Source organism: Antarctobacter sp., from assembly GCF_034670325.1.
Classification (GTDB): Bacteria; Pseudomonadota; Alphaproteobacteria; order Rhodobacterales; family Rhodobacteraceae; genus Antarctobacter.
Genome location: NZ_JAXMNR010000006.1, coordinates 170,239 through 189,953, shown reverse-complemented (window position 1 = coordinate 189,953; position 19,715 = coordinate 170,239). Strand labels below are relative to the sequence as shown.

Sequence of the window (19,715 nt, the reverse complement as noted above, 5' to 3'; positions counted from 1 at the left end):
TCAGTCGAACTGCACAATCACGCAGTCGAAATCCTCATCGCTGATCACGCAGGTATGATGGCCCTTGCCGCGCGTGTCCTCCATCCGCCAGACGTCGCCGGGGCCAAAGTCACGCGCCTCGCCGTCGCTGGCGGTGACGCGAATACAGCCCGCCAGCGGGATCAGTGTCTGGCGTTTCGGTGTCGGGTGGATCGGCTCGTTCCAGCCCGCCTCCAGCCGCAGGAACACCGTGGCCTTCGCGGCCTCTCCCTCTGACACCAGAATACTGCGCGCGGGCGGCGCAAATTCCGTCTCTGTCAGCGCCACGTCCACGGCGCGCCAATGGCTGTCGCCCGCCTCGTCACAATACAACAGGTGATAGTTCATCAATCGCGCCCCCGGAAAACCCGAAGGATGCCACCGACACGGGCATTGGCCAAGCCTTCAGATCGCGCGCAGCGCCGCCAACAGATCCGCCATATCGCCGGGCAAAGGCGATGTGAACATCAGCGGCTCGCCCGTCACCGGATGGTCAAAGCCCAACTCGGCGGCGTGCAGCGCCTGCCGGTCAAACGCCCGCGCCGGCCCATATGCGGACCCAAGCGCCTTTTCCGACATCTTGCGCCGCCCGCCATAGACCGGATCACCGATCAGCGCATGGCCCGCATGGGCCATATGCACGCGGATCTGATGCGTGCGCCCGGTCTCCAGCCGACATTCCACCAGACTGAGACAGGCAGGCTGCCCGAACCGTTCCAGCAGTTTGACATGGGTAATGGCGTGCCGCCCCTGCCCGTCGAAATAGACCGCCTGCCGCTGGCGCTCGGTCTTGTGCCGTGCCAGCCCGCTGGTGATGGTCACCCCGCCGTCCGGTCCGGGTTTGACGCCGCGCGTGTTCACCAGACGCGGGTCGGCGATTTCCGGCACCCCATGCGCCAGCGCCAGATAGGCGCGCCGCGCGGTGTGTTTCTCGAACTGCGCCGCCAGCCCGTGATGCGCCCGGTCGGATTTCGCCACCACCAGCAGGCCGCTGGTGTCCTTGTCGATGCGGTGGACAATGCCGGGGCGCTTTTCGCCGCCCACACCGGACAGTTTGCCGCCAAAGTGATGCAGCAACGCGTTGACCAGTGTGCCGTCCGGCGTACCGGGGGCCGGATGCACCACCATTCCGGCGGGTTTGTCGATGACGATCACGTCATCGTCCTCCCAAACCACCACCAGCGGGATGTCCTGCGCGACAACGTCATAATCCTCGGCGGGTGGCACGGCGATGTCCAGCACGTCGCCCACCGCCACCTTGGCCTTGGGGTCGTCCAGCACCACGCCGTCGCGGGAGACAGCGCCGCCCGCGATCAGCCGCGCCAGCCGGGTCCGCGACAGCGCCGCCTCCTCTGGCACATCGCGCGCAAGCGCCTTATCAAGGCGCGGCGGCGGGTTGTCCGCGATTTCGACCCGAAGGATGTCCATGGTCTCTCCCGAACCCGAAGACGACAATTTGCCCGAACCGGCTGGCCTGCGTTTTCTGCGCGTGCTGGTCACGGTTCTGACGGCGGTGATGATTGCCGGGATCGTCGGGATCCTCGGCCTGATCTGGCACCGCTATAGCAACGCCCGCGCGCCGCTGCCAGAGGTCATCACCCTGCCCGACGGCACGACGGCCACCGCCTACACCCAAGGCAGCGACTGGTACGCGGTTGTCACCGGCGACGACCGCATCCTGATCTTTGACCGCGCAACGGGCAAATTGCGGCAGGAAATGCGGATAGAGGCGGCGGAATAGCCGCACCCGCGGCGCGGTGCCAAATCCTAAGCCTTGGTTAAACCGCCTCTGCAAGCCATTGAGGACGCGACGTCACCTTTTTGTCCACACGTGGACAGACCTATTCAAAGGCGATCGCCACCCTGCCGAAATCGCCAAAATCCGCCTCGATCATCGACCCCGAAGGACACTCCACCGGCCGGATGAAAGACCCCGACAGAACCACCTGCCCGGCGTCGATTTTCTGCCCATTTCCGGCCAGCCTTTCGACCAGCCAGACGATGCCCATGACCGGATCATTCAGCACGCCCGCGCCCAGCCCGGTCTCCTCGACCTCGCCATCACGGGCCAAAATCGCCCCGACCCAGCGCAGATCCACCAGCCGAGGATTTATCTGACGAGTCCCCAAAACGATGCCCGCATTGGCCGCATTATCGGCGATCGTATCGCAGACATTCCGCGCCGTCCCAGTGGCCGGATCCTTGCGCAAAATCCGCGTGTCCAAGATCTCCAGGGCGGCACAGACATGATCCGTCGCGGCGATGACCTCCTCCCGCGTGACCGCCCCCTCAAGCGGCCCTTTCATCACAAAAGCAATCTCCGCCTCGACCCGAGGCTGAATGAACCGCCCCTTGGGCACCACGCCGCCCGTCTCGAACACCATATCGTCCAGCAAGACGCCGCTGTCGGGCGTGTCGATGCCCAGCGCGTCCTGCATCGCGCGTGAAGTCAGGCCGATCTTCCACCCCACCTGCCGCCGCCCCGCCGCCAGCCGCGCAGTCACATAAGACGCCTGCACCGCATAGGCATCGGCCATGGTCATGCCCGGATGCGCCAAGGACAGCAGCCCGATCTGCTCCCCCGCCGCCTCTGCCCGCACCAAGGCATGCGCCGCTGCGTGAAGCTCCTCCTCGGTCACGCCTCGTCCTCCACCCCGTTGCGCAGGATCCCGATGCCCTCGGCCTCGACCTCGATCACATCACCGGGTTTCAGCCAGACCGGCGGGTCCAACCGCGCCCCCGCCCCCGTGGGCGTGCCGCAGACCAGCACGTCCCCCGGCACCAGCGTGCAAAAGGTCGAGACGTAGTTGATGATATAGCGGAAGTCATAGATCATCCGCGCGGTCCGATCCCGCTGCCGCACCTCACCGTTCACCCGGCATTCCAGCGCGATATCGTCCAGTTGCGCCGCGCTGGTAAAGGGCACCAGCCAAGGACCAATCGCCCCGGAACGGTCCCAGTTTTTGCCCTGCGTGACATTGAACTTGGCGTGCCGCACCCAGTCGCGGATCGTCCCCTCATTGCACAGGGTCAACGCCGCGATGTGGTCATAGGCGTCTTCGACCGGAATGCGCCGCCCGCCCTTGCCGATCACCAGCGCGATCTCTCCCTCATAGTCCAACTGCGGACTTTCCGGTGGGCGGACAAGGTTTTCACCATGGCCGACAAAGGTCCGCGGAAAGCGGATAAACAACGAGGGCCGCCCCGCCGCCGCCTGCCCGTCCTTATACTCGGCATTGCGGTCAGGAAAGTTCACACCAACGCAGATGATCTTTTCCGGCGAAGGGATCGGCGGCTGCAAGGTCACCGCCTCCAGCGGCAGATCGGCCTGCCGTCCCGCCGCCTGCATGAATATCTCTTTCAACCCATCCGCCGCGATCACCTCTCGCAGCGTCGGCCATTGCGGGTTGGCGGCAGACAGGTCGATCACGCCATCGCCGGTGTGCAGCCCGTAGGCCAGCCGCCCTTCATGGCTGTAGGTCACAAAATGCGGTGTCATCATGCCCGGTCCCTCGCGATTTCCGTAATGACGTCAAAGGCCGTGGCCACATCCGCCTCTGTCGCGCCAAAGGCTCCGGCCTGAAAGCGGATCACAACCTGCCCGTCCACCTTGGTCTGTGTCAGATAGATGCGCCCGTCGGCGTTGATCGCCTCCACGAGGGCCAGATTATGCGCATCGTCGCCTGTGTGCCGAAAGGTGAACAGTGACAAAACCGGGGCGGTCACAATCTCAAAGTCCGGTTCCGCCGCCAGCCGCGCGGCCAGATCACGCGACCATGCCACGTGATTGCGGATCATCTGCCGCAGCCCCTCCAGCCCGTAAGACCGGATCAGAAACCACAGCTTCAGCGCGCGAAAGCGACGGCCCAGCGGGATCGACCATTCGCTGTAGTCGGTGACATCCTCTGCCCCTAGCGTCTTGAGATACTCAGGCCGGATGGCCAGCGTCTGGCGCAGCGCGTCCGGATCGCGGATGAAATGCGCGGAACAATCGAACTGCGCCCCCATCCATTTGTGCGGGTTGAACACCATGCTATCGGCCCGCTCGACACCTGCCCAAAGGACCCGGTTTTCGGGACAAATCATGCCCGCCCCGGCCCATGCCGCGTCGATGTGCAGATACAGATCCTCGGCCTGTGCCACGTCAGCCAGATCACCCAGCCGGTCGCAGGCGCCCATGCCGGTGGCACCCGTCACGCCGATGATACCGGCAGGCAAATGCCCCGCCGCCCGGTCCGCCGCAATCGCCGCCCTGAGGGCTGTCACATCCAAAGGCCGCAGCGGGTCACCCGCGACGGTGGGCAGTTTCACCAGGTTTTCTTGCCCCACACCGGACACCCAGGCCGCCCGGTCAATCGAGGTATGCACCTGATCGGAACAGTAGATCCGCACCGCCGGTCCGCCTGCCAGCCCTTTGACGTTGCCCGCCCAGCCCAGCGCCCGTTCCCGCATCACCAGAACCGCCGCCAGCGTGGCCGAGGACGCCGAGTCCTGAATCACCCCCTGAAAGCCGTCCGGCAGACCCACCGCCTGCCGCAGCCAGTCCAGCATCACGCCTTCCATCTCTGTCGCGGCGGGAGAGGTCTGCCACAACATGCACTGCGGGGCGAGCATCGTGACCAGCATCTCCGCCAGCATCGAGGGCGGCGCGGCATTGGCCGGGAAATAGGCGAAGAACCGGGGGTGCTGCCAATGGGTCAGGCCCGGCATCACGATGCGCTCGAAATCCTCAAGGATCGCTTCCATACCCTCGCCGCCCTCAGGCGGAGAGACGGGCAGTTGCGCAGCGGTTTCACCGGGCGACACGCGGGGCCGCACGGGCCGGTCGCGCAGGGTTTTGTGATACTCAGCGCCATAGTCGCTCAGTTGGCGGCCCCAGCGGGCGAATTCATCCCAGTCCATGTGTCCTCCTAAGGTGCAACGATGGGCGTCGCCTTCAGCACCGCCTCGACAGGGGTAACGCCCTCGAACAGCGAGCCTTCTTCAAACCACGATTGCGGCGCGGGCGCACCCCAGAGCGTCTGGCGCTGCGGGTCCTTGAGGTCCCATTTGATCGGCTCCAGATCCGGGTCGACGGTCTGGTAATCGCTGCAATAAATCTCGATCCGATGGCCGTCCGGGTCGCGGATATACAGGAAAAACGCGTTGGAAATCCCGTGCCGCCCCGGCCCCCGTTCGATATTCGCCAGATAGCCGGTGGTCGACATCAGATCCAGCAGGTCAATGATGTTCAGCGGTGTCGGCACCCAGAAGGCGGTGTGATGCAGGCGCGGCCCGGTGCCGTTGGTAAAGGCCACGTCATGCACGCCGCCCTTGCGGTGCATCCATGCCGCCCAGAGTTTCTTGCTCTCGTCATCCTCGGTGTATTCGGTCACCCGAAACCCCAGCCGCCCGTAAAATTCCACGGCCTTGTCCACGTCCGGCGCGAAACAGTTGAAATGGTCGATCCGCAGAGGTTTGACCCCGTGATACAGCCGGTACTCCTGATGGATTGGCGGCAGGCGGTCCATCCTGAAGTAGAACTCCATCGGCGCACCGAAACAGTCCTGCGTGCGTAGGGTGCGCCCCTGATGAGACCGCTCGACCCATTCCACCGGATGCCCCTCGGCGGAAAACCAGTCATGTGCCTTGTCCAGATCCTCTTCGGCGTAGACCTTGTAGGACAGGTAGCGCGCCGTCGCCCTGTCGGCCCGACGCAAGACCATGCAGTGATGGCCGCGCTCTTCGAGCGCGCGCAGGCAGATCACCTCATCGCTTTCCTCTGTCACCTGCAGGCCCAGCGTGTCGACATAAAAGGCGCGGCTGGCGGCAAGGTCCGTCACCCCGAATTCAACGTGGCTGAGACGCACGATGTTGAAAGGCGGGTATAGATTTGGGTCAGGAATTGGCATCTCGCACCTCCTCAGTGCAGATCAAGGATCAGGTTGGCCCGGACCGGCGGTCACGCCCCCAGTCGGGGGATCTTGTGCGCGGTTGCGGCCAGACAGACGTTCACCGTCTCCATGTAGAAATCGAACGACCAGTCGCCGCCGTCGCGTCCGATCCCGCTGGCCTTGACCCCGCCGAAAGGGGCCGGCAGGTGGCGCAGGTTTTCCGAATTCACCCACATCATGCCCGCCTCCAGCCGTTCGGTCATGCGCAGCGCGCGGGTCAGGTCATTGGTCCACAGATAGGCTGTCAGGCCGTATTCGGTGTCATTGGCGATGCGAATCGCCTCTGCCTCATCGGCAAAGGGGATCGCGGTCAGGACAGGACCAAAGATTTCTTCGCGCGCCACGGCCATGTCGCTGGTGGCCTTGGTGAACAGCGTGGGGGCCACGTAACAGCCCACATCGCCCACCTTGACGCCGCCGGTGGCGATCTCTGCCCCCTCTGCGCGCGCGGTGTCGAAGTAACCAAGGACCTTTTTCTCATGCACCGGATGAATCAGCGGCCCGACCACGGTCTCAGGGTCCAGCGGATGCCCCACCTTGATGCGCGCGGCGCGTTCCGCGACCTTGGCGCAGAAGTCATCGTAGATCGTGTCCTGCACCAGCAGCCGCGAGGAAGAGGTGCAGCGTTCACCATTCAGCGAGTAGATCATGAAGACCGCCGCATCGACCGCCCGTACCAGATCCGCATCGTCGAACACAATCACCGGGTTCTTGCCGCCCAGTTCGAAATGCACGCGTTTGAGCGTCTCTGATCCTTGCCGCATGATCATGGAGCCTGTCCGGCTTTCGCCAACAAAGGCAATCGCCTTGATGCCCGGATGTTCGGTCAGCGCCTTTCCGGCGTCCTCCCCCATGCCGTTGACCACGTTCAGCACGCCCGGCGGCAAACCGGCCTCTTCGGCGATCTCGACCAGCAGTTTTGCCGTCATGGGCGAAAACTCGGCCGGTTTCTGCACCACGGTACAGCCCGCCGCCAGCGCCGGGGCGATCTTCCACGTCGACAGCATAAAGGGGGTGTTCCACGGCGTGATCACCCCCACCGGCCCGATGGGGCGGCGCGAGGTAATGTTGATCTGTCCCGGCGCATGCAGGGTCTGGCCATCGCGGGCCTCTGGTGCCTTGTCGGCGAAGAAGCGGAAATTCTCGGCCCCGCGAATGGCCGCCTTGGACATGAAGCGGATGGCTTGTCCGGTGTCCATGCTCTCGACCAGCGCGATTTCCTCGGCCCGGGCGACGATGCCGTCGGCGACCTTGTGCAGGATCGCGCGGCGGTCCTTGCCGGGCATGTCACGCCACGCGGCAAATGCCGCTGTGGCGGCCCGGACCGCCGCATCCACATCCTCTGCCCCGCCTTTGGCCACCGACGCCAAAACCCCACCATCCACCGGAGAGGTCGTGTCGAATGTCGCCCCCGAGGCCGCCATGCGCTGCGTCCCGCCGATGTGGTTCAAAACGCCCTCGCGGCGGAAACGCGCAAGCGCGGCCTCCGCCTTGGCGAGGTTTTCAGTCAGGTCACTCATGGCGTCCCCTCAACTCTGCGCCCGCAGGCGGTCATGGATTGCGTTGGCTTTCCAGCTCAGCTCCGGGTCGATCTCACGTATTTCCATCGACAGCATGAAATGTGGATGCGCCAGCAGCGGGGCCAGCGCGGTCTTGGCCGCCGCGAACACCGCCTCTCCGGCCCCGGACAGGACCGCTTTGGCGCGCCCCGCACCGACCGACAGTTCCAAGGCCACAAAGTGGTTGTCCGGATGCCGGTCTGCCACGCAGACCTGCGCGCAGCGATGCGCCTTGACCCGGATGCCCGCCAGAGGAAAGACCCCGGTCGCGTCCATTGCCGCGTGCAGCGCATCACACATAGCCTGTATAGACGTTTTCGCCTCCAGCCCCGGAGAATACTCCACCCTCAGATGCGGCATCCAGCAGCCCTCCCTTTGACACTTAACATGTTAAACATTAGGCTACCTGTCAACAGGAGAATTCCATGGCCCCGTCCAAACACCGCCCCGACGTCTTTCCGCTGTCCGAAACGCAGCGCACCCTGCCCATTGCCCTGCTGCGTGCCCGTGAGGCCGTGATGGAACGGTTCCGCCCGATGCTGCGTGAGATCGACGTGACCGAACAGCAATGGCGCGTTTTGCGGGTGGTGCAGGAAGCGGGTGAGATCGACGCCACGCAACTGGCCAGCGCCGCCTGCGTGCTGGCCCCCTCGCTGACGCGCATCCTTAAGACACTGGAGGCGCGGGGCCTGATCGCCCTGCACAGGGATGAGGCAGACCGCCGCCGCACGCTGGTGAACATCAGCGCGGCGGGCAAGTCGCTGCTACATGACGCAGGCCAGACAAGCGCAGGGATCTACAAGGAAATCGAAGAGCGATTAGGCGCGGATCGTATCGCCGACCTGCTGGACGCGCTGGAAAACGTCACTCAGGATCTGGGCCCGTCGAACACGGATGTCACCGACGACGGATGATCGACGCGTTTGGGTCGGTGAATTGGGGCGTGGCGCCGCCTCATGGTCTCGAACCAGAGACTTCTTGATCTGGAGATCGCACGGCTTGATGGTCGGTTATGCGCTTAGAGATTACATCCTTTCAGCGACGATCCTTTCGTCGTTGATGGATACCTTGTTGCCCAAGGCGGAATGGCGGCGCGAGGGAGTGTGCCAGCCTTCGACGACTTCAAATCAGGCGGCGCCGGCCTCAGGCTTGGCGGCGAATTTGCGGCGCTCTGGCCGCTTGCATTCGTGGCTGGCGACGAAGCTCTCGCACATTGCGCAGCCATAGCAATCACCGACCGATCCCATTGATGGCCGTACGCCCTTTTCCTTGAAGCGCAAGCCAAAGGCCAAAGCAGTGAATTGGCCGGGTTAACCTGTCGTCATGCCACCCGTTGCAAGAGGTGTCCAAGACAACAGGAAGACGCCAATCAGAACGCTTCACGCGCCGCAGTTACTGCTGTGCAAGGCATCTTCGACACACCTTCCAGCCAAGAGCGTGCGTTTACTGCTCCGAAGGTCGTCTTCAAAAGAGCGAACAGCCATCTCTTCGAGATCGGCTTCACATAGGACCCGCGGGATCAGGCAAACGTTATTTCGGAGCTTTTCCAACGCTCTGCCCCAGCCGCGCGCCGTCCAAATGGCCTTGTTTGCGACAACACATCTGGGATGCCGCGCAGCGAAAGCGAGCAGTTGGGCGGGGGAGAGTTTCTTTCGGAAGGCACCGGACCTGTCGTGGCGCACACGTGCATCTGGAAGACCTGCATTGCCAGATCAATCCCGACAAGGGCAAATCTGGGCGTGGATGCCCTTTCTAACTGTGATGCCTTCGGCAAACATCACGTTGGCACAATACGATGCTGTCGCGAGGCGACATCCATACCATCAACAGAGCCGATTTCAGAGGTCAGATTGGCTATCGGGACCGGAGAATTTTATCCAGCCGATTTCGCAAACTCTGGAACAAGAGACGCGGCGAGAGCAATTTCCGGAAATACCGCTGCCTATATTCCTTGTTTGAAAGAGCGCGGCGAATCACAACCGAAAAAGATTCGCCGACCAATATCAATTTGCGCCGGTTCGGTTGCCCGTAAAGTTGCAGGCATTTCTGTATCCAGCGATTCCCGGCGGCGCGCTCGTTCGTTCCTTCGAAGACAAGCTCCGTGAGGGCATCAAGTGCTTCGTACTCTGCCGTCCTGCCGATAGAGGCAAAGTCGCGCCGGACCTCATTTTGTTCCTCTGGCGCGAGGCCGCGCAGCAGCATGGCGTGATCTGCGACAGACCGGGGTTTCAGTTCGAGCCGCTCGTAGTGCAGGTGCTGCGCCTGAGCGTGCAGGACATGGTGAATCATGCGGTGACGCAAGCTGGGGGCGACGATCCCGCGCAGGCCGGTGTCCCGCGAGTCGGCAAAGATCGCCTGTGGTTTCAACAGCCGGTCTGCTCCATCGCGCTGCACACGCGTGTGCAATTCGATGACCGTCTGCCCCCCCTCCAGCAACAGCGCCGGGAAGTGCATCCGCTTGGCTTCGAGCTCGGCCACCAGCGGCGCGTCGTCACCGACAATCTTCGCCCCCGCCGCCAGCAAGGCTTGAAACGCCGGTTCGCCTTCGCCCTCGACCAGCACGTCGAGATCACTGATGAACCGACCCGACGGTCTGGTCCAGCTTGGCAGAACCAGCTCGATCCCGCCTTTCAGGATGCAGCCGCGCAGCCCGGCGTCGTTCAGGATTTCTCCTAGTCGGGCCAGATCACGGCGCGCGATGTCATTGTATTGCGCATTGCCCGCGTGCATTTCCTGAAAGTAAATCAGCAAATCCGAGGGGATTGCCTCGCGCAGGTCTGGGGCGGTATCGAAAGCGGCGCCAAGGAGGGTCTGCACGTGTTCCACCTGCGCGGCAGCGGCCAGCTGCATGGGGTCAGACGCGGCCAGATCCTCCCACAGCCCGGGAGCCGGTTCCCGTCCCAGGGCCACTGGTATCAACCCCAGCAGCGCTCTGTGGGTCGGCGATGGGCAGGCTTTCAGGTGCGCCTGCATGGCTACAGATCCAGGCCGCTGGCGAGGATCTCCTTGCTCCGTGCAACGGAAAAATCGGTTGTCCGGAAGATCAGGCGATAAATCTGCACGTTCTCAAGAAATTTCAACAGCGAGGCGATGGACCCGGTGGGGAAGTGCGCGCCCGCCGTCATGATGTCCTTGAGTACATCGGCGGGGGCGAGGCGGAACACGCGCTCTTCCTCGTCCGGAAGATAGCTCGGCAGGACCAGCGCCTTGACCTTGAATGGCGCGACCAGCGCATTGTCCCCGGCGAAATCGGCATAGTGGACGCCGTCGCGCGGTGTTTCCGTCGTCAAAAGCTGTTGGTGCAAAGCCTCAAACGCGGGCAATTTGCCTCCACCCTTCTTCATGGCAAGGGGCGCGGGAATGGAATAGACACAGTCGCCGTCCAAATTGACGGGCAGAATATCGTCACTGACAAAGCGATACCCCTCGGTGACAAGATTGCCGATCAGGGTCGACTTGCCGCTGCCGCTCTGGCCGGTAAAGACCACTGCGCCAGTGTCTCCCGCCACCGCACCTGCATGCAAACTGACGCCGGAGAGTCCCGCGGTCATGGCCTCGGCGATCGTCCGGGTGCAAAGCGACCGCGCCTCTTCCAGCGGTCAGGGCTGCCACAACGGACGACCGTTGTAACGTACGCAGAAATCACCGCCCTGCCCGGCAACCGTCAGGGTCTCACAGGTGTCATCCGGTGTTGCGTCGGTGACAAAGTGCCGGAACATGAAACGCAATTGCCGCGCCAGCAGGCGATCCTCGACGGAGAGGCGCAACAGGCGATGGCCGTTCTGCAAGAGTCCCACGCGCGTCAGCGGGCTGTCCGGCAGGTCTTCTCCCGGACAGTCAAAGACCATCGGGCCGTCGAACAGGCCTGCCTGCTTGAGGACCCCGAATTCAACGCCGCGTTGCGGGAGGTCTCGCCTTGGTCCATGCGCGCACTGAAGATCAAGGCCAAGACGCTGCTTGGGATCGAGGTCGCAGAAACCGAACGGGATCCGAGAGTCACCAGTAACGCCACCATCGAGCGGACCCGTGCCGCTATCCGGGTCTCAGGGCAGGTCGACACCTATCTGTTCAATATCAGCGTCGAGTCGACCGACCCGGAAAAGGCCATCAAACTCGCCAACATGTTGGCGCAGATCTATCTGGACAACCAGATCCAGACCAAGTTCGAGGCAACCGAATTTGCGGTCGACTGGCTGTCGAAGCGGGTCAACGAACTGGAACGACAGGTCAAATCCACAGACGAGGAAGTGAAACGCCTGTGCGAGTCCGCCAACCCGATCAGCCAGGAAGCGCTGGACGCGCTCGTTGCCCGCACCAAGCCCCTTCGTGACCGGCTTGACCAGACCACCGCCGAGATCAACGAGGCCCAAGGGCAATTCGACCTGCTCGAACCGTTTGTCGAGGCTGGTGACTTCGATAGCGTGCTCGATCTTGTGGGAGACAACATTCTCCGCCGCTTGATCCAGAGCGGCGCCAGCGACGAACAGCTTCGCAGCCGGTCGCTGCGGCTGCTGGCCGAACAGCGCGCCAACCTCACCGCTGCGCAGGATCGCAAAGCCGCGCTGGAGCAATCACTGAGCCTGCTTCAGGAACGGGTCGACGTGCAATCCGAGGGGCTGGTTCAGCTGAATACTCTGGTGCGCGAAGCGGAGGCAAACCGGGTGCTCTATGAGACCTTCCTGACCCGGCTGAAGGAAACCTCGATCCAGCTCGGGCTTCAGCGGCCTGACAGCCGCGTTCTTTCGGAGGCCACCAGCGCGTACTTCGTCGCCCCCCGCAAGAAGGTGATCCTCGCGTTGGGTGCCATTGTCGGGCTCATGATCGGCTTTGGCTTGGTGATGTTGCGCTTCTTCCGCAGCGACGGCTTCATGCACTCCAGCGAACTGGAGCGGCACACAGGTTATCCGGTCCTTGGCCAATTGCCGCAAGTGCCGATCCGCCGCCGCGAACAACTCCTGTCCTATATCCAAAAGAACCCGACCTCGATCATGTCCGAGGCGGTCAGGAACTTGCGAACGTCGCTTCTGATGCTGGACATGCAGGCACCGCCAAAGATCATCATGTTGTCCTCGTCGCGTCCGGGCGAGAGCAAGACCACAACGTCGATCTACTTGGCCAAGAGCTTGGCCGACCTTGGCGGGCGGGTTCTGCTTGTCGAAGCAGATATTCGCCGCATGACGTTTGACACCTACTTCACCACCAAGGGCGAGGGCAGCCTGTTGAGCGTTCTGGACGGCAGCATGCCACTGACCGAAGCCGCAAAGCCAACGGAACTAGGGTTCGACGTTCTGAAAGGCACCAAGTCTTCCGTCAACGCGGCGGATATCTTCAGCTCCACGGAATTTGCCGACATGATTTCCGAAGCGCGTGAGGCATATGACTATGTCGTGCTGGATACGCCGCCGGTGCTCGTGGTCCCAGATGCGCGCATCATCGCGCGGCATGTGGATGCGGTGGTCTACCTGGTGTCCTGGAACGGCGCTAATAAGTCGCAAGTCGCGGAAGGTATCGGACAGTTTACCAATGTTGGCGCGCCGCTTTATGGCACCATCCTTGCCAAGATCGACCGCAAGCGCGCGACCTCGTACGGTTACGGATACGCCTACGGCGGGCACGGCACTGGCTACTATGACACCTAAGGTCGAAAACCAGGTGCGTCCAAATTGCCCGACGGTAAAAAGTAGGGAATTCCGGGTTGCAAAGGCGCGTGGTTCTACGGCAAGGTCCGCCCGAAAATTGGCCTTACTCAGGCACCTGACATTTTCAAATCAATTCTGACGCCGCGAGGAACATTTTGAAAATCTTGATTACAGGCGGAGCGGGCTTCATCGGTTCGGCCGTTGTCAGGCTGGCGGTTGGACGCGGTCATGACGTCGTCAATCTAGACGCACTGACGTACGCTGGATGCCTTGAGAACCTTGCTCCTGTAAAGGGTGCGCCGGGCTATGCCTTTGAAAAGGTGGACATCCGTGACCGGGCGGAACTGGATCGCGTCTTTGCCGAGCATCGCCCCGACGTGGTCATGCATCTGGCCGCCGAAAGCCACGTGGACCGTTCGATCGACTCGCCGGGAACGTTCATCGAAACCAACATCAACGGCACCTACAACATGCTTGAGGCGGCGCGCGCCTATTGGGTCGGCGCGGGACGTCCCGAGGGGTTCCTGTTCCACCACATCTCGACCGACGAGGTCTATGGCACGCTTGGCGCTACCGGGCGTTTCAGTGAGATCACGCCCTATGCGCCGAACTCCCCCTACTCCGCTTCAAAGGCGGCGTCGGATCACCTCGTCCGCGCATGGCACGAAACGTATGGCCTGCCGGTGGTGTTGACCAACTGCTCGAACAACTATGGCCCCTATCACTTCCCCGAAAAGCTGATCCCCGTGGTCATCCTAAACGCTCTGGCGGGCAAGCAGCTGCCGATCTACGGCGACGGGTCCAATGTGCGCGACTGGCTATATGTCGAGGATCACGCCGACGCACTCTTGCTGGTGCTGGAAAAGGGCAAGATCGGGCGCAGTTACAACATCGGTGGCGAGAACGAGTGCAGCAACCTCGACCTGGTCAAGACACTCTGTGCCATACTGGACGAGAAACGGCCCAAAAATGATGGTAGCTACGCGGACCAGATCAGCTTTGTCACCGATCGTCCGGGTCATGATGCGCGCTATGCCATCGATCCGACGCGCATCCGCGAAGAACTGGGCTGGCGCCCCTCGGTGACCGTGGAAGAGGGTCTGGCGAAAACCGTCGATTGGTATCTGGACAACACCGACTGGTGGCAGGCGCTGCTGGATCGCGCAGGCGTGGGAACGCGGCTGGGGAAAGCATCATGAAGGTTCTCGTTTTCGGCAAGACTGGGCAGGTTGCCACCGAGCTTGCGCGGCGGGTGCCCGACGACGTTGAAGCGGTGTTGTTGGGCCGTGACGCGGCAGACCTGACTGCCCCCGCAAAATGCGCTGCGGAGATCACCGCGCGAAAGCCCGATCTTGTCATCAACGCCGCGGCCTACACCGCGGTCGACAAGGCCGAAGAGGACGAGCACACCGCACGTGTGGTCAACGGCGAGGCGCCCGCCGCCATGGCAAGCGCGTGCGCCGAGGCCGGTATCCCTTTCCTGCACATCTCGACCGACTACGTCTTTGATGGCACGGGCGAAACCCCTAGGGCAGTGGACGCCGCAACCGGCCCGTTGGGCGCTTATGGTCGCACAAAACTGGAAGGCGAGCAGGGCATCCAGAACACGAACGCCGCGTTCGCCATCCTGCGCACCTCTTGGGTTTTCTCCGCGCATGGCGGCAATTTCGTCAAGACGATGCTGCGCCTGAGTGAAACACGCGACAAGCTGACCATCGTCGCCGATCAAGTGGGCGGACCGACGGAGGCAGGCGATATCGCTGCGGCACTCTGGGCCATGGCGCTTGCCTTCCGCGCGGGCAAAGGCGTCACCGGCACCTACCACTTCTCCGGCGCGCCGGACGTCAACTGGGCAGATTTCGCACGCGAAATATTTGCCCGCGCTGGGCGCACGGTCGAGGTAGAGAATATCCCGACCAGTGCGTACCCCACGCCGGCGAAACGCCCCGCAAACTCCCGGCTCGACTGTTCGGACTTGGCCCGGGACTATGGCATTTCACGCCCAGACTGGCGCGCGGCGCTGGACCGGGTGTTGCAGGAACTTGAGCGAGTGAAGGCATGACCAAGCGCAAAGGCATCATTCTGGCCGGCGGCTCCGGCACCCGGCTGTACCCGATCACCATGGGCGTCTCCAAGCAGTTGCTGCCGCTCTACGACAAGCCGATGATCTATTACCCGCTCTCGGTGCTCATGCTTTCGGGCATCCGCGAGATCGCCATCATCACCACCCCCGACGACCAGGCCCAGTTCCAGCGCCTGTTGGGTGACGGCAGCCAGTGGGGATTGGCATTTACCTATGTCGTCCAACCCTCGCCGGACGGACTGGCGCAGGCTTACCTGCTGACCCGCGAATTCCTTGACGGCGCGCCCTCGGCAATGGTTCTGGGCGACAACATTTTCTTTGGACATGGCCTGCCGGAACTGCTCGCCGAGGCCGACAGCCGGGAGACCGGCGGCACGGTTTTCGGATACCACGTCGCTGACCCCGAGCGTTATGGCGTGGTGGGCTTTGACAAGGATGGCACCGTCAACGAGATCATCGAGAAACCCAAGGTTCCGCCTTCGAACTACGCGGTGACCGGGCTTTATTTCCTCGATGGAACCGCACCGCAGCGCGCCTCCGAGGTCAAGCCCTCGGAACGGGGCGAACTGGAGATCACCTCGCTGCTGGAAATGTACCTGCGCGACGGCGCGCTCGACGTGCAGCAAATGGGGCGCGGGTATGCCTGGCTCGACACCGGGACGCATGCCTCTTTGCTGGACGCGGGAAATTTCGTGCGGACGCTCTCGGTGCGGCAGGGTCTGCAAACCGGAAACCCGGACGAGATCGCCTTTGCACAGCGCTGGATCGACGCCCGGCAACTGGCCCAGCGGGCAGAGGTCTTCCGCAAGACAGACTATGGGAAGTACCTTCGGGGTCTCCTGGCGGAATGAATCGATGCCCGAACGGGCGGCGGCACGACAGACGTTTTGCGGCCAGGGCATCTGCCGCAGAGCAAGGGATAGAACGGAAACATGTCTAAATCATTCAAAAAAAGTTCTTGTAACCGGGGCTGATGGCTTCATCGGGTCGCATCTGACCGAGGCGCTGGTCCGGGCGGGCTACGAGACCCGCGCCTTCGTGATGTACAATTCGCTGAACTCATGGGGCTGGCTGGACCGCCCCGCCGAGGACGTAAAGGGCAATTTCGAAGTGGTGGCGGGTGACATCCGCGACCCCCACGGAGTCGCCAATGCCATGGAGGACTGTGATGCGGTGCTGCACCTTGCGGCGCTGATCGCCATCCCCTTCAGCTACCATTCGCCCGACAGTTATGTCGCAACCAACGTCACTGGCACGCTCAATGTGCTGCAGGCGGCGCGGCGTCTGGGAACCGGGCGGGTGATCTCGACCTCGACATCGGAGACCTATGGAACCGCGCAATTCGTGCCGATCACCGAGGAACACCCGGTCAACGCGCAGTCGCCCTATGCCGCCACCAAGGTGGCCGCCGACCAGCTGGCGCTGTCCTTCCAGAAAAGCTTTGGCACGCCGGTCACGGTGCTGCGCCCGTTCAACACCTACGGCCCGCGCCAGTCAGCCCGCGCGGTGATTCCGACGATCATCAGCCAGATCGCCGCGGGCGAGCGCAAGATCAAGCTCGGCGCGCTGCACCCGACCCGCGATTTCACTTTCGTGCATGATACGGCGCAAGGCTTTATTCAGGCGATGGAATGCGACGCCTGTGTAGGCGAGGCCACCAACATCGGTTCCGACTTTGAAATTTCCATCATGGACACGGTAAACCTGATCGCCGAAGTCATGGGGGTCACAATCGAGATCGTTTCGGACGAGCAGCGCATGCGCCCCGCCGATAGCGAGGTCGAGCGTCTCTTTGCCGGGGTCGACAAGGCGCGAAAGCTGTTCGGCTGGGCACCCGAACACGGTGGCCGCGATGGCTTTGCAAAAGGCATCGCCAAGACAGCCGAGTGGTTTCAGGATCCAGCCAACCTGGCGGCCTACAAGACCGGCCAGTACAACGTCTGACAGACTTCCCGGAGTGGGGGACATCATGGAATTCGCAGAAGACCTGACGCGGCGGATCCGCGGTGTGATTGGCGGGACGGACAATTTCGTTCCGTTGCATGTGCCGGAGTTCCACGACCGCGAGCGCGAACTGCTGATTGACTGCATCGACACCGGTTGGGTCTCCTCGGTCGGCACCTATGTCGATGCCTTCGAGGCCGAGGTCGCGCGGATCTCGGGCTGTGCGCATGGGGTCGTGGTGGCCAACGGCACCGCAGCGCTGTAGATCGCCCTGTTGGTGGCCGGGGTCGAACCGGGCAACGAGGTGCTGGTGCCTGCCCTGACATTCGTGGCGACGCCGAACGCGTTCAGCCACCTCGGTGCGATGCCGCATTTCGTCGACAGCGCCCCTGACACTTTGGGCATCTGCCCCAACCGCTTGGCCCTGCATCTGGCCGAGGTCGCCGAGGTGCGCGACGGTGCGACATGGAACCGTGTGACCGGGCGGCGCATCTCTGCTGTGGTACCGGTACATATCTTCGGCTGCCCGGTGGATATGGACAGCCTCAATGCAGTGGTCGCCGATTGGCCGATGCAGGTTGTCGAGGATGCCGCCGAGAGCCTTGGCAGTTTCTACAAGGGGCGCCCCTGTGGCAGTCTCTCCCGCATCGCGGCTATTTCGTTCAATGGCAACAAGATCCTGACCACCGGCGGCGGCGGCGCGATCGTGACCGATGACGCGGCGCTGGCGACGCGCGCCAAACATCTGACCACGACCGCCAAGCAGCCGCATCGCTGGGCCTTTTTGCATGACGAAGTGGGCTACAACTACCGCATGCCCAACCTCAATGCCGCTCTTGGCGTGGCGCAACTCGAACAGTTTGGCACGCGGTTGGCGCAGAAGAAACGCCTCTACGACGCCTACCGCGAAGCTTTTCGCGGGATGAACGGCGCGCACCTCTTCGAGACGCCTTCGGATTCGGTCTCAAACAACTGGCTGATGACGCTGATCCTCGATCCGTCGCATGTCGGCGAACGCGACGTACTGCTCGATGCACTCAACGACGCGGGCATCATGACCCGTCCGATCTGGACATTGATGCACCGACTGCCGATGTACGCCGACAACCCGCGCGCCGACCTCTCACAGGCCGAGGATTTCGAGGCCCGGGTTCTCAACATTCCCTCGTCGGCCCATCTGGGGGCGGCGTGATGAAAGTGGTCGCCGTCTCCGGCACGCGCGCGGACTGGGGGTTGTTGCAGCCGGTGCTGGCGCTCTTGCGCGATGACTCCCGTTTTGAACTGGAAATCCTCGTAACCGGGCAGCACCTGACCCCGGGCATGCGCTCGACTGAGGCGATCGAGGCCGCGGGCTTTGCCATCACCCACCGGGTCGACATGGGCCTGCCGACCGGAGGCGAAGACGACGGGGCGCTCTGCGCAGCAACCGGGCGCGCGACGGCGGGTGTCGGTGCGGCGCTGGCTGCCTCCGCCCCCGATCTGATGCTGGTGCTGGGCGACCGCTACGAAATACTCGGCGCGGTGACGGCTGCCTTGCTGTCCAAGGTGCCGGTGGCGCATATCGCCGGCGGTGATGTGACCGAGGGCGCCTTCGACGACGCCATCCGCCATGCCGTGACCAAAATGGCGGCGCTGCATTTCACCACCACCGAAGAGGCCGCCGCCCGCGTCCGCCAGATGGGCGAGGATCCTGCCCGCGTCTTCGTGACGGGAAGCCCGGGCATCGACATGGTGCTGGCCACACCGCACATGTCCCGCAGTGACTTCTTTGCGGCGGTCGGCCTGCCCGACCAAAGGCCGACCTTTGCGATTACGCTGCATCCGGCGACGCTGTCGCGCGACAACGCCGCCATGGCGCGCGCCATGCTCGACGCACTAAAGGCCTTCCCCGAGGCAGGGTTGCTCTTTACCGGATCGAACGCCGACCCGGAGGCCACCATACTCGACGAGATGATCCACGCCTTCGTCGCGGACCGCGACAATGCGGTGTTCCACGCCTCGCTGGGCTCGGCGCGATATTTCTCAGCGCTGGCGCATTGCGACCTTGTGCTGGGAAATTCATCGAGCGGGCTTTACGAAGCGCCGAGTTTCGGGATTCCGACCGTCAACATCGGCGACCGGCAGGCGCGGCGGGTCCGGGCGGCTTCTGTCATCGATTGCGCCGCCGAACCCGGGGCGATCCGTACCGCCAGCCGCTCAAGGATCGGTCCCAGTTTGGCCGGATCGTCGTCGAGCCCGAAGCGCGCCACCGATCCCTCGGTGAAAACTCCAGCCTCGGCCACGTAGGGATTGTTGGTCACCACGGCAACCTTCATGCTCTGCGCCTCATAGCACCGAACGGTGATCCCGTGCAACGGATGCGCATAGTCCAGCGTCGCGCGCGAGCGCGCGATGGCGGTCATCGCGGTGGCGTAGCTGAGAGGAGAAAAGCTGATATGACGACGCAGCCGCCATGCCGGGCCGGGCGCGCGCAGCGCCTGTTTGATGACTTCGAACCAGTTCGGCGCGTAGAGAAAGACAAAGGGGTTCATCGTCTTGG

Annotated in this window: 19 protein-coding genes and 2 pseudogenes; 9 read left to right on the top strand and 12 right to left on the bottom strand. The window is 63.0% G+C overall.

What is annotated here, in order from left to right:
* Both VOI21_RS16430 and VOI21_RS16425 read right to left on the bottom strand, forming a co-directional pair.
* A complete protein-coding gene (locus VOI21_RS16430; RefSeq protein ID WP_323771026.1) occupies positions 1-366 on the bottom strand; it encodes a cupin in 366 nt (121 codons plus the stop codon).
* Between the two features lie 57 nt (positions 367-423).
* The gene (locus tag VOI21_RS16425; protein WP_323771025.1) at positions 424-1,446 is read right to left on the bottom strand and encodes an RluA family pseudouridine synthase; all 1,023 of its coding nucleotides are present in this window, start codon (positions 1,444-1,446) and stop codon (positions 424-426) included.
* Between VOI21_RS16425 and VOI21_RS16420 the strand changes: the two genes are divergently transcribed.
* Positions 1,445-1,759 carry a DUF6476 family protein gene (locus VOI21_RS16420; RefSeq protein ID WP_323771024.1) on the top strand — a complete coding sequence of 105 codons (315 nt, stop codon included), beginning with the start codon at positions 1,445-1,447 and terminating at the stop codon, positions 1,757-1,759. The genes VOI21_RS16425 and VOI21_RS16420 overlap by 2 nt on opposite strands.
* Before the next feature lie 100 nt (positions 1,760-1,859).
* Here the strand turns inward: VOI21_RS16420 and hpaH are convergent, their stop codons facing one another.
* Genes hpaH through VOI21_RS16390 form a run of 6 tightly spaced genes read right to left on the bottom strand, consistent with a single transcriptional unit; the run spans position 1,860 to position 7,870 of the window.
* On the bottom strand, positions 1,860-2,657 hold the full coding sequence (gene hpaH, locus VOI21_RS16415; RefSeq protein ID WP_323771023.1) for a 2-oxo-hept-4-ene-1,7-dioate hydratase: 798 nt from the start codon (positions 2,655-2,657) through the stop codon (positions 1,860-1,862).
* Positions 2,654-3,517, bottom strand: a complete 864-nt coding sequence (locus tag VOI21_RS16410) for a fumarylacetoacetate hydrolase family protein (RefSeq protein WP_323771189.1) — start codon at positions 3,515-3,517, stop codon at positions 2,654-2,656. The genes hpaH and VOI21_RS16410 overlap by 4 nt, the downstream gene beginning before the upstream one ends.
* Positions 3,517-4,920 carry a pyridoxal phosphate-dependent decarboxylase family protein gene (locus VOI21_RS16405; RefSeq protein WP_323771022.1) on the bottom strand — a complete coding sequence of 468 codons (1,404 nt, stop codon included), beginning with the start codon at positions 4,918-4,920 and terminating at the stop codon, positions 3,517-3,519. The genes VOI21_RS16410 and VOI21_RS16405 overlap by 1 nt, the downstream gene beginning before the upstream one ends.
* Positions 4,921-4,928: 8 nt before the next feature.
* Positions 4,929-5,909, bottom strand: coding sequence for a 3,4-dihydroxyphenylacetate 2,3-dioxygenase (gene hpaD / locus VOI21_RS16400; protein ID WP_323771021.1), 981 nt, complete (start codon positions 5,907-5,909; stop codon positions 4,929-4,931).
* 50 nt (positions 5,910-5,959) lie between these two features.
* Positions 5,960-7,471, bottom strand: coding sequence for a 5-carboxymethyl-2-hydroxymuconate semialdehyde dehydrogenase (hpaE, locus tag VOI21_RS16395; protein WP_323771020.1), 1,512 nt, complete (start codon positions 7,469-7,471; stop codon positions 5,960-5,962).
* A gap of 9 nt (positions 7,472-7,480) precedes the next feature.
* Positions 7,481-7,870, bottom strand: a complete 390-nt coding sequence (locus VOI21_RS16390) for a 5-carboxymethyl-2-hydroxymuconate Delta-isomerase (protein WP_323771019.1) — start codon at positions 7,868-7,870, stop codon at positions 7,481-7,483.
* Positions 7,871-7,935: 65 nt separating this feature from the next.
* Between VOI21_RS16390 and hpaR the strand changes: the two genes are divergently transcribed.
* A complete protein-coding gene (gene hpaR, locus VOI21_RS16385) occupies positions 7,936-8,424 on the top strand; it encodes a homoprotocatechuate degradation operon regulator HpaR (protein WP_323771018.1) in 489 nt (162 codons plus the stop codon).
* A gap of 216 nt (positions 8,425-8,640) precedes the next feature.
* On the opposite strand, the pseudogene VOI21_RS16380 reads toward hpaR, so the two are convergent.
* The 4 genes and pseudogenes from VOI21_RS16380 to VOI21_RS16365 all read right to left on the bottom strand — a co-directional run.
* Positions 8,641-8,814, bottom strand: a pseudogene (locus VOI21_RS16380) (IS3 family transposase); the annotation flags it as partial.
* A gap of 550 nt (positions 8,815-9,364) precedes the next feature.
* Positions 9,365-10,483 (bottom strand): nucleotidyltransferase family protein, encoded by a 1,119-nt coding sequence (locus VOI21_RS16375; RefSeq protein ID WP_323771017.1) that lies wholly within the window; start codon positions 10,481-10,483, stop codon positions 9,365-9,367.
* A 2-nt stretch (positions 10,484-10,485) separates the two neighbouring features.
* Entirely contained in the window at positions 10,486-11,061 is a 576-nt protein-coding gene (locus tag VOI21_RS16370; RefSeq protein WP_323771016.1) for a hypothetical protein, read from the bottom strand.
* 48 nt (positions 11,062-11,109) lie between these two features.
* Complete coding sequence (locus tag VOI21_RS16365) at positions 11,110-11,358, bottom strand: hypothetical protein (protein ID WP_323771015.1); 249 nt, start codon at positions 11,356-11,358, stop codon at positions 11,110-11,112.
* A 75-nt stretch (positions 11,359-11,433) separates the two neighbouring features.
* On the opposite strand from VOI21_RS16365, the gene VOI21_RS16360 reads away from it, so the two are divergent.
* The 7 genes and pseudogenes from VOI21_RS16360 (at position 11,434) to neuC (ending at position 19,462) form a co-directional block, all read left to right on the top strand.
* Complete coding sequence (locus VOI21_RS16360) at positions 11,434-13,149, top strand: GumC family protein (protein WP_323771014.1); 1,716 nt, start codon at positions 11,434-11,436, stop codon at positions 13,147-13,149.
* 155 nt (positions 13,150-13,304) lie between these two features.
* Complete coding sequence (gene rfbB, locus VOI21_RS16355; RefSeq protein ID WP_323771013.1) at positions 13,305-14,348, top strand: dTDP-glucose 4,6-dehydratase; 1,044 nt, start codon at positions 13,305-13,307, stop codon at positions 14,346-14,348.
* Positions 14,345-15,211 carry a dTDP-4-dehydrorhamnose reductase gene (rfbD, locus tag VOI21_RS16350; RefSeq protein ID WP_323771012.1) on the top strand — a complete coding sequence of 289 codons (867 nt, stop codon included), beginning with the start codon at positions 14,345-14,347 and terminating at the stop codon, positions 15,209-15,211. The genes rfbB and rfbD overlap by 4 nt, the downstream gene beginning before the upstream one ends.
* Entirely contained in the window at positions 15,208-16,083 is an 876-nt protein-coding gene (gene rfbA, locus VOI21_RS16345; protein ID WP_323771011.1) for a glucose-1-phosphate thymidylyltransferase RfbA, read from the top strand. The genes rfbD and rfbA overlap by 4 nt, the downstream gene beginning before the upstream one ends.
* Positions 16,049-17,176: an NAD-dependent 4,6-dehydratase LegB gene (locus tag VOI21_RS16340; protein ID WP_323771010.1), complete on the top strand. Its 1,128-nt coding sequence runs from the start codon at positions 16,049-16,051 to the stop codon at positions 17,174-17,176. Before rfbA ends, VOI21_RS16340 begins: the two co-directional genes overlap by 35 nt.
* A pseudogene (locus tag VOI21_RS16335) lies at positions 17,085-18,368 on the top strand (LegC family aminotransferase). The gene VOI21_RS16340 and the pseudogene VOI21_RS16335 overlap by 92 nt, the downstream one beginning before the upstream one ends.
* On the top strand, positions 18,368-19,462 hold the full coding sequence (neuC, locus tag VOI21_RS16330) for a UDP-N-acetylglucosamine 2-epimerase (RefSeq protein ID WP_323771009.1): 1,095 nt from the start codon (positions 18,368-18,370) through the stop codon (positions 19,460-19,462). Before VOI21_RS16335 ends, neuC begins: the two are co-directional and overlap by 1 nt.
* The last annotated feature ends 253 nt before the right edge of the window (positions 19,463-19,715 follow it).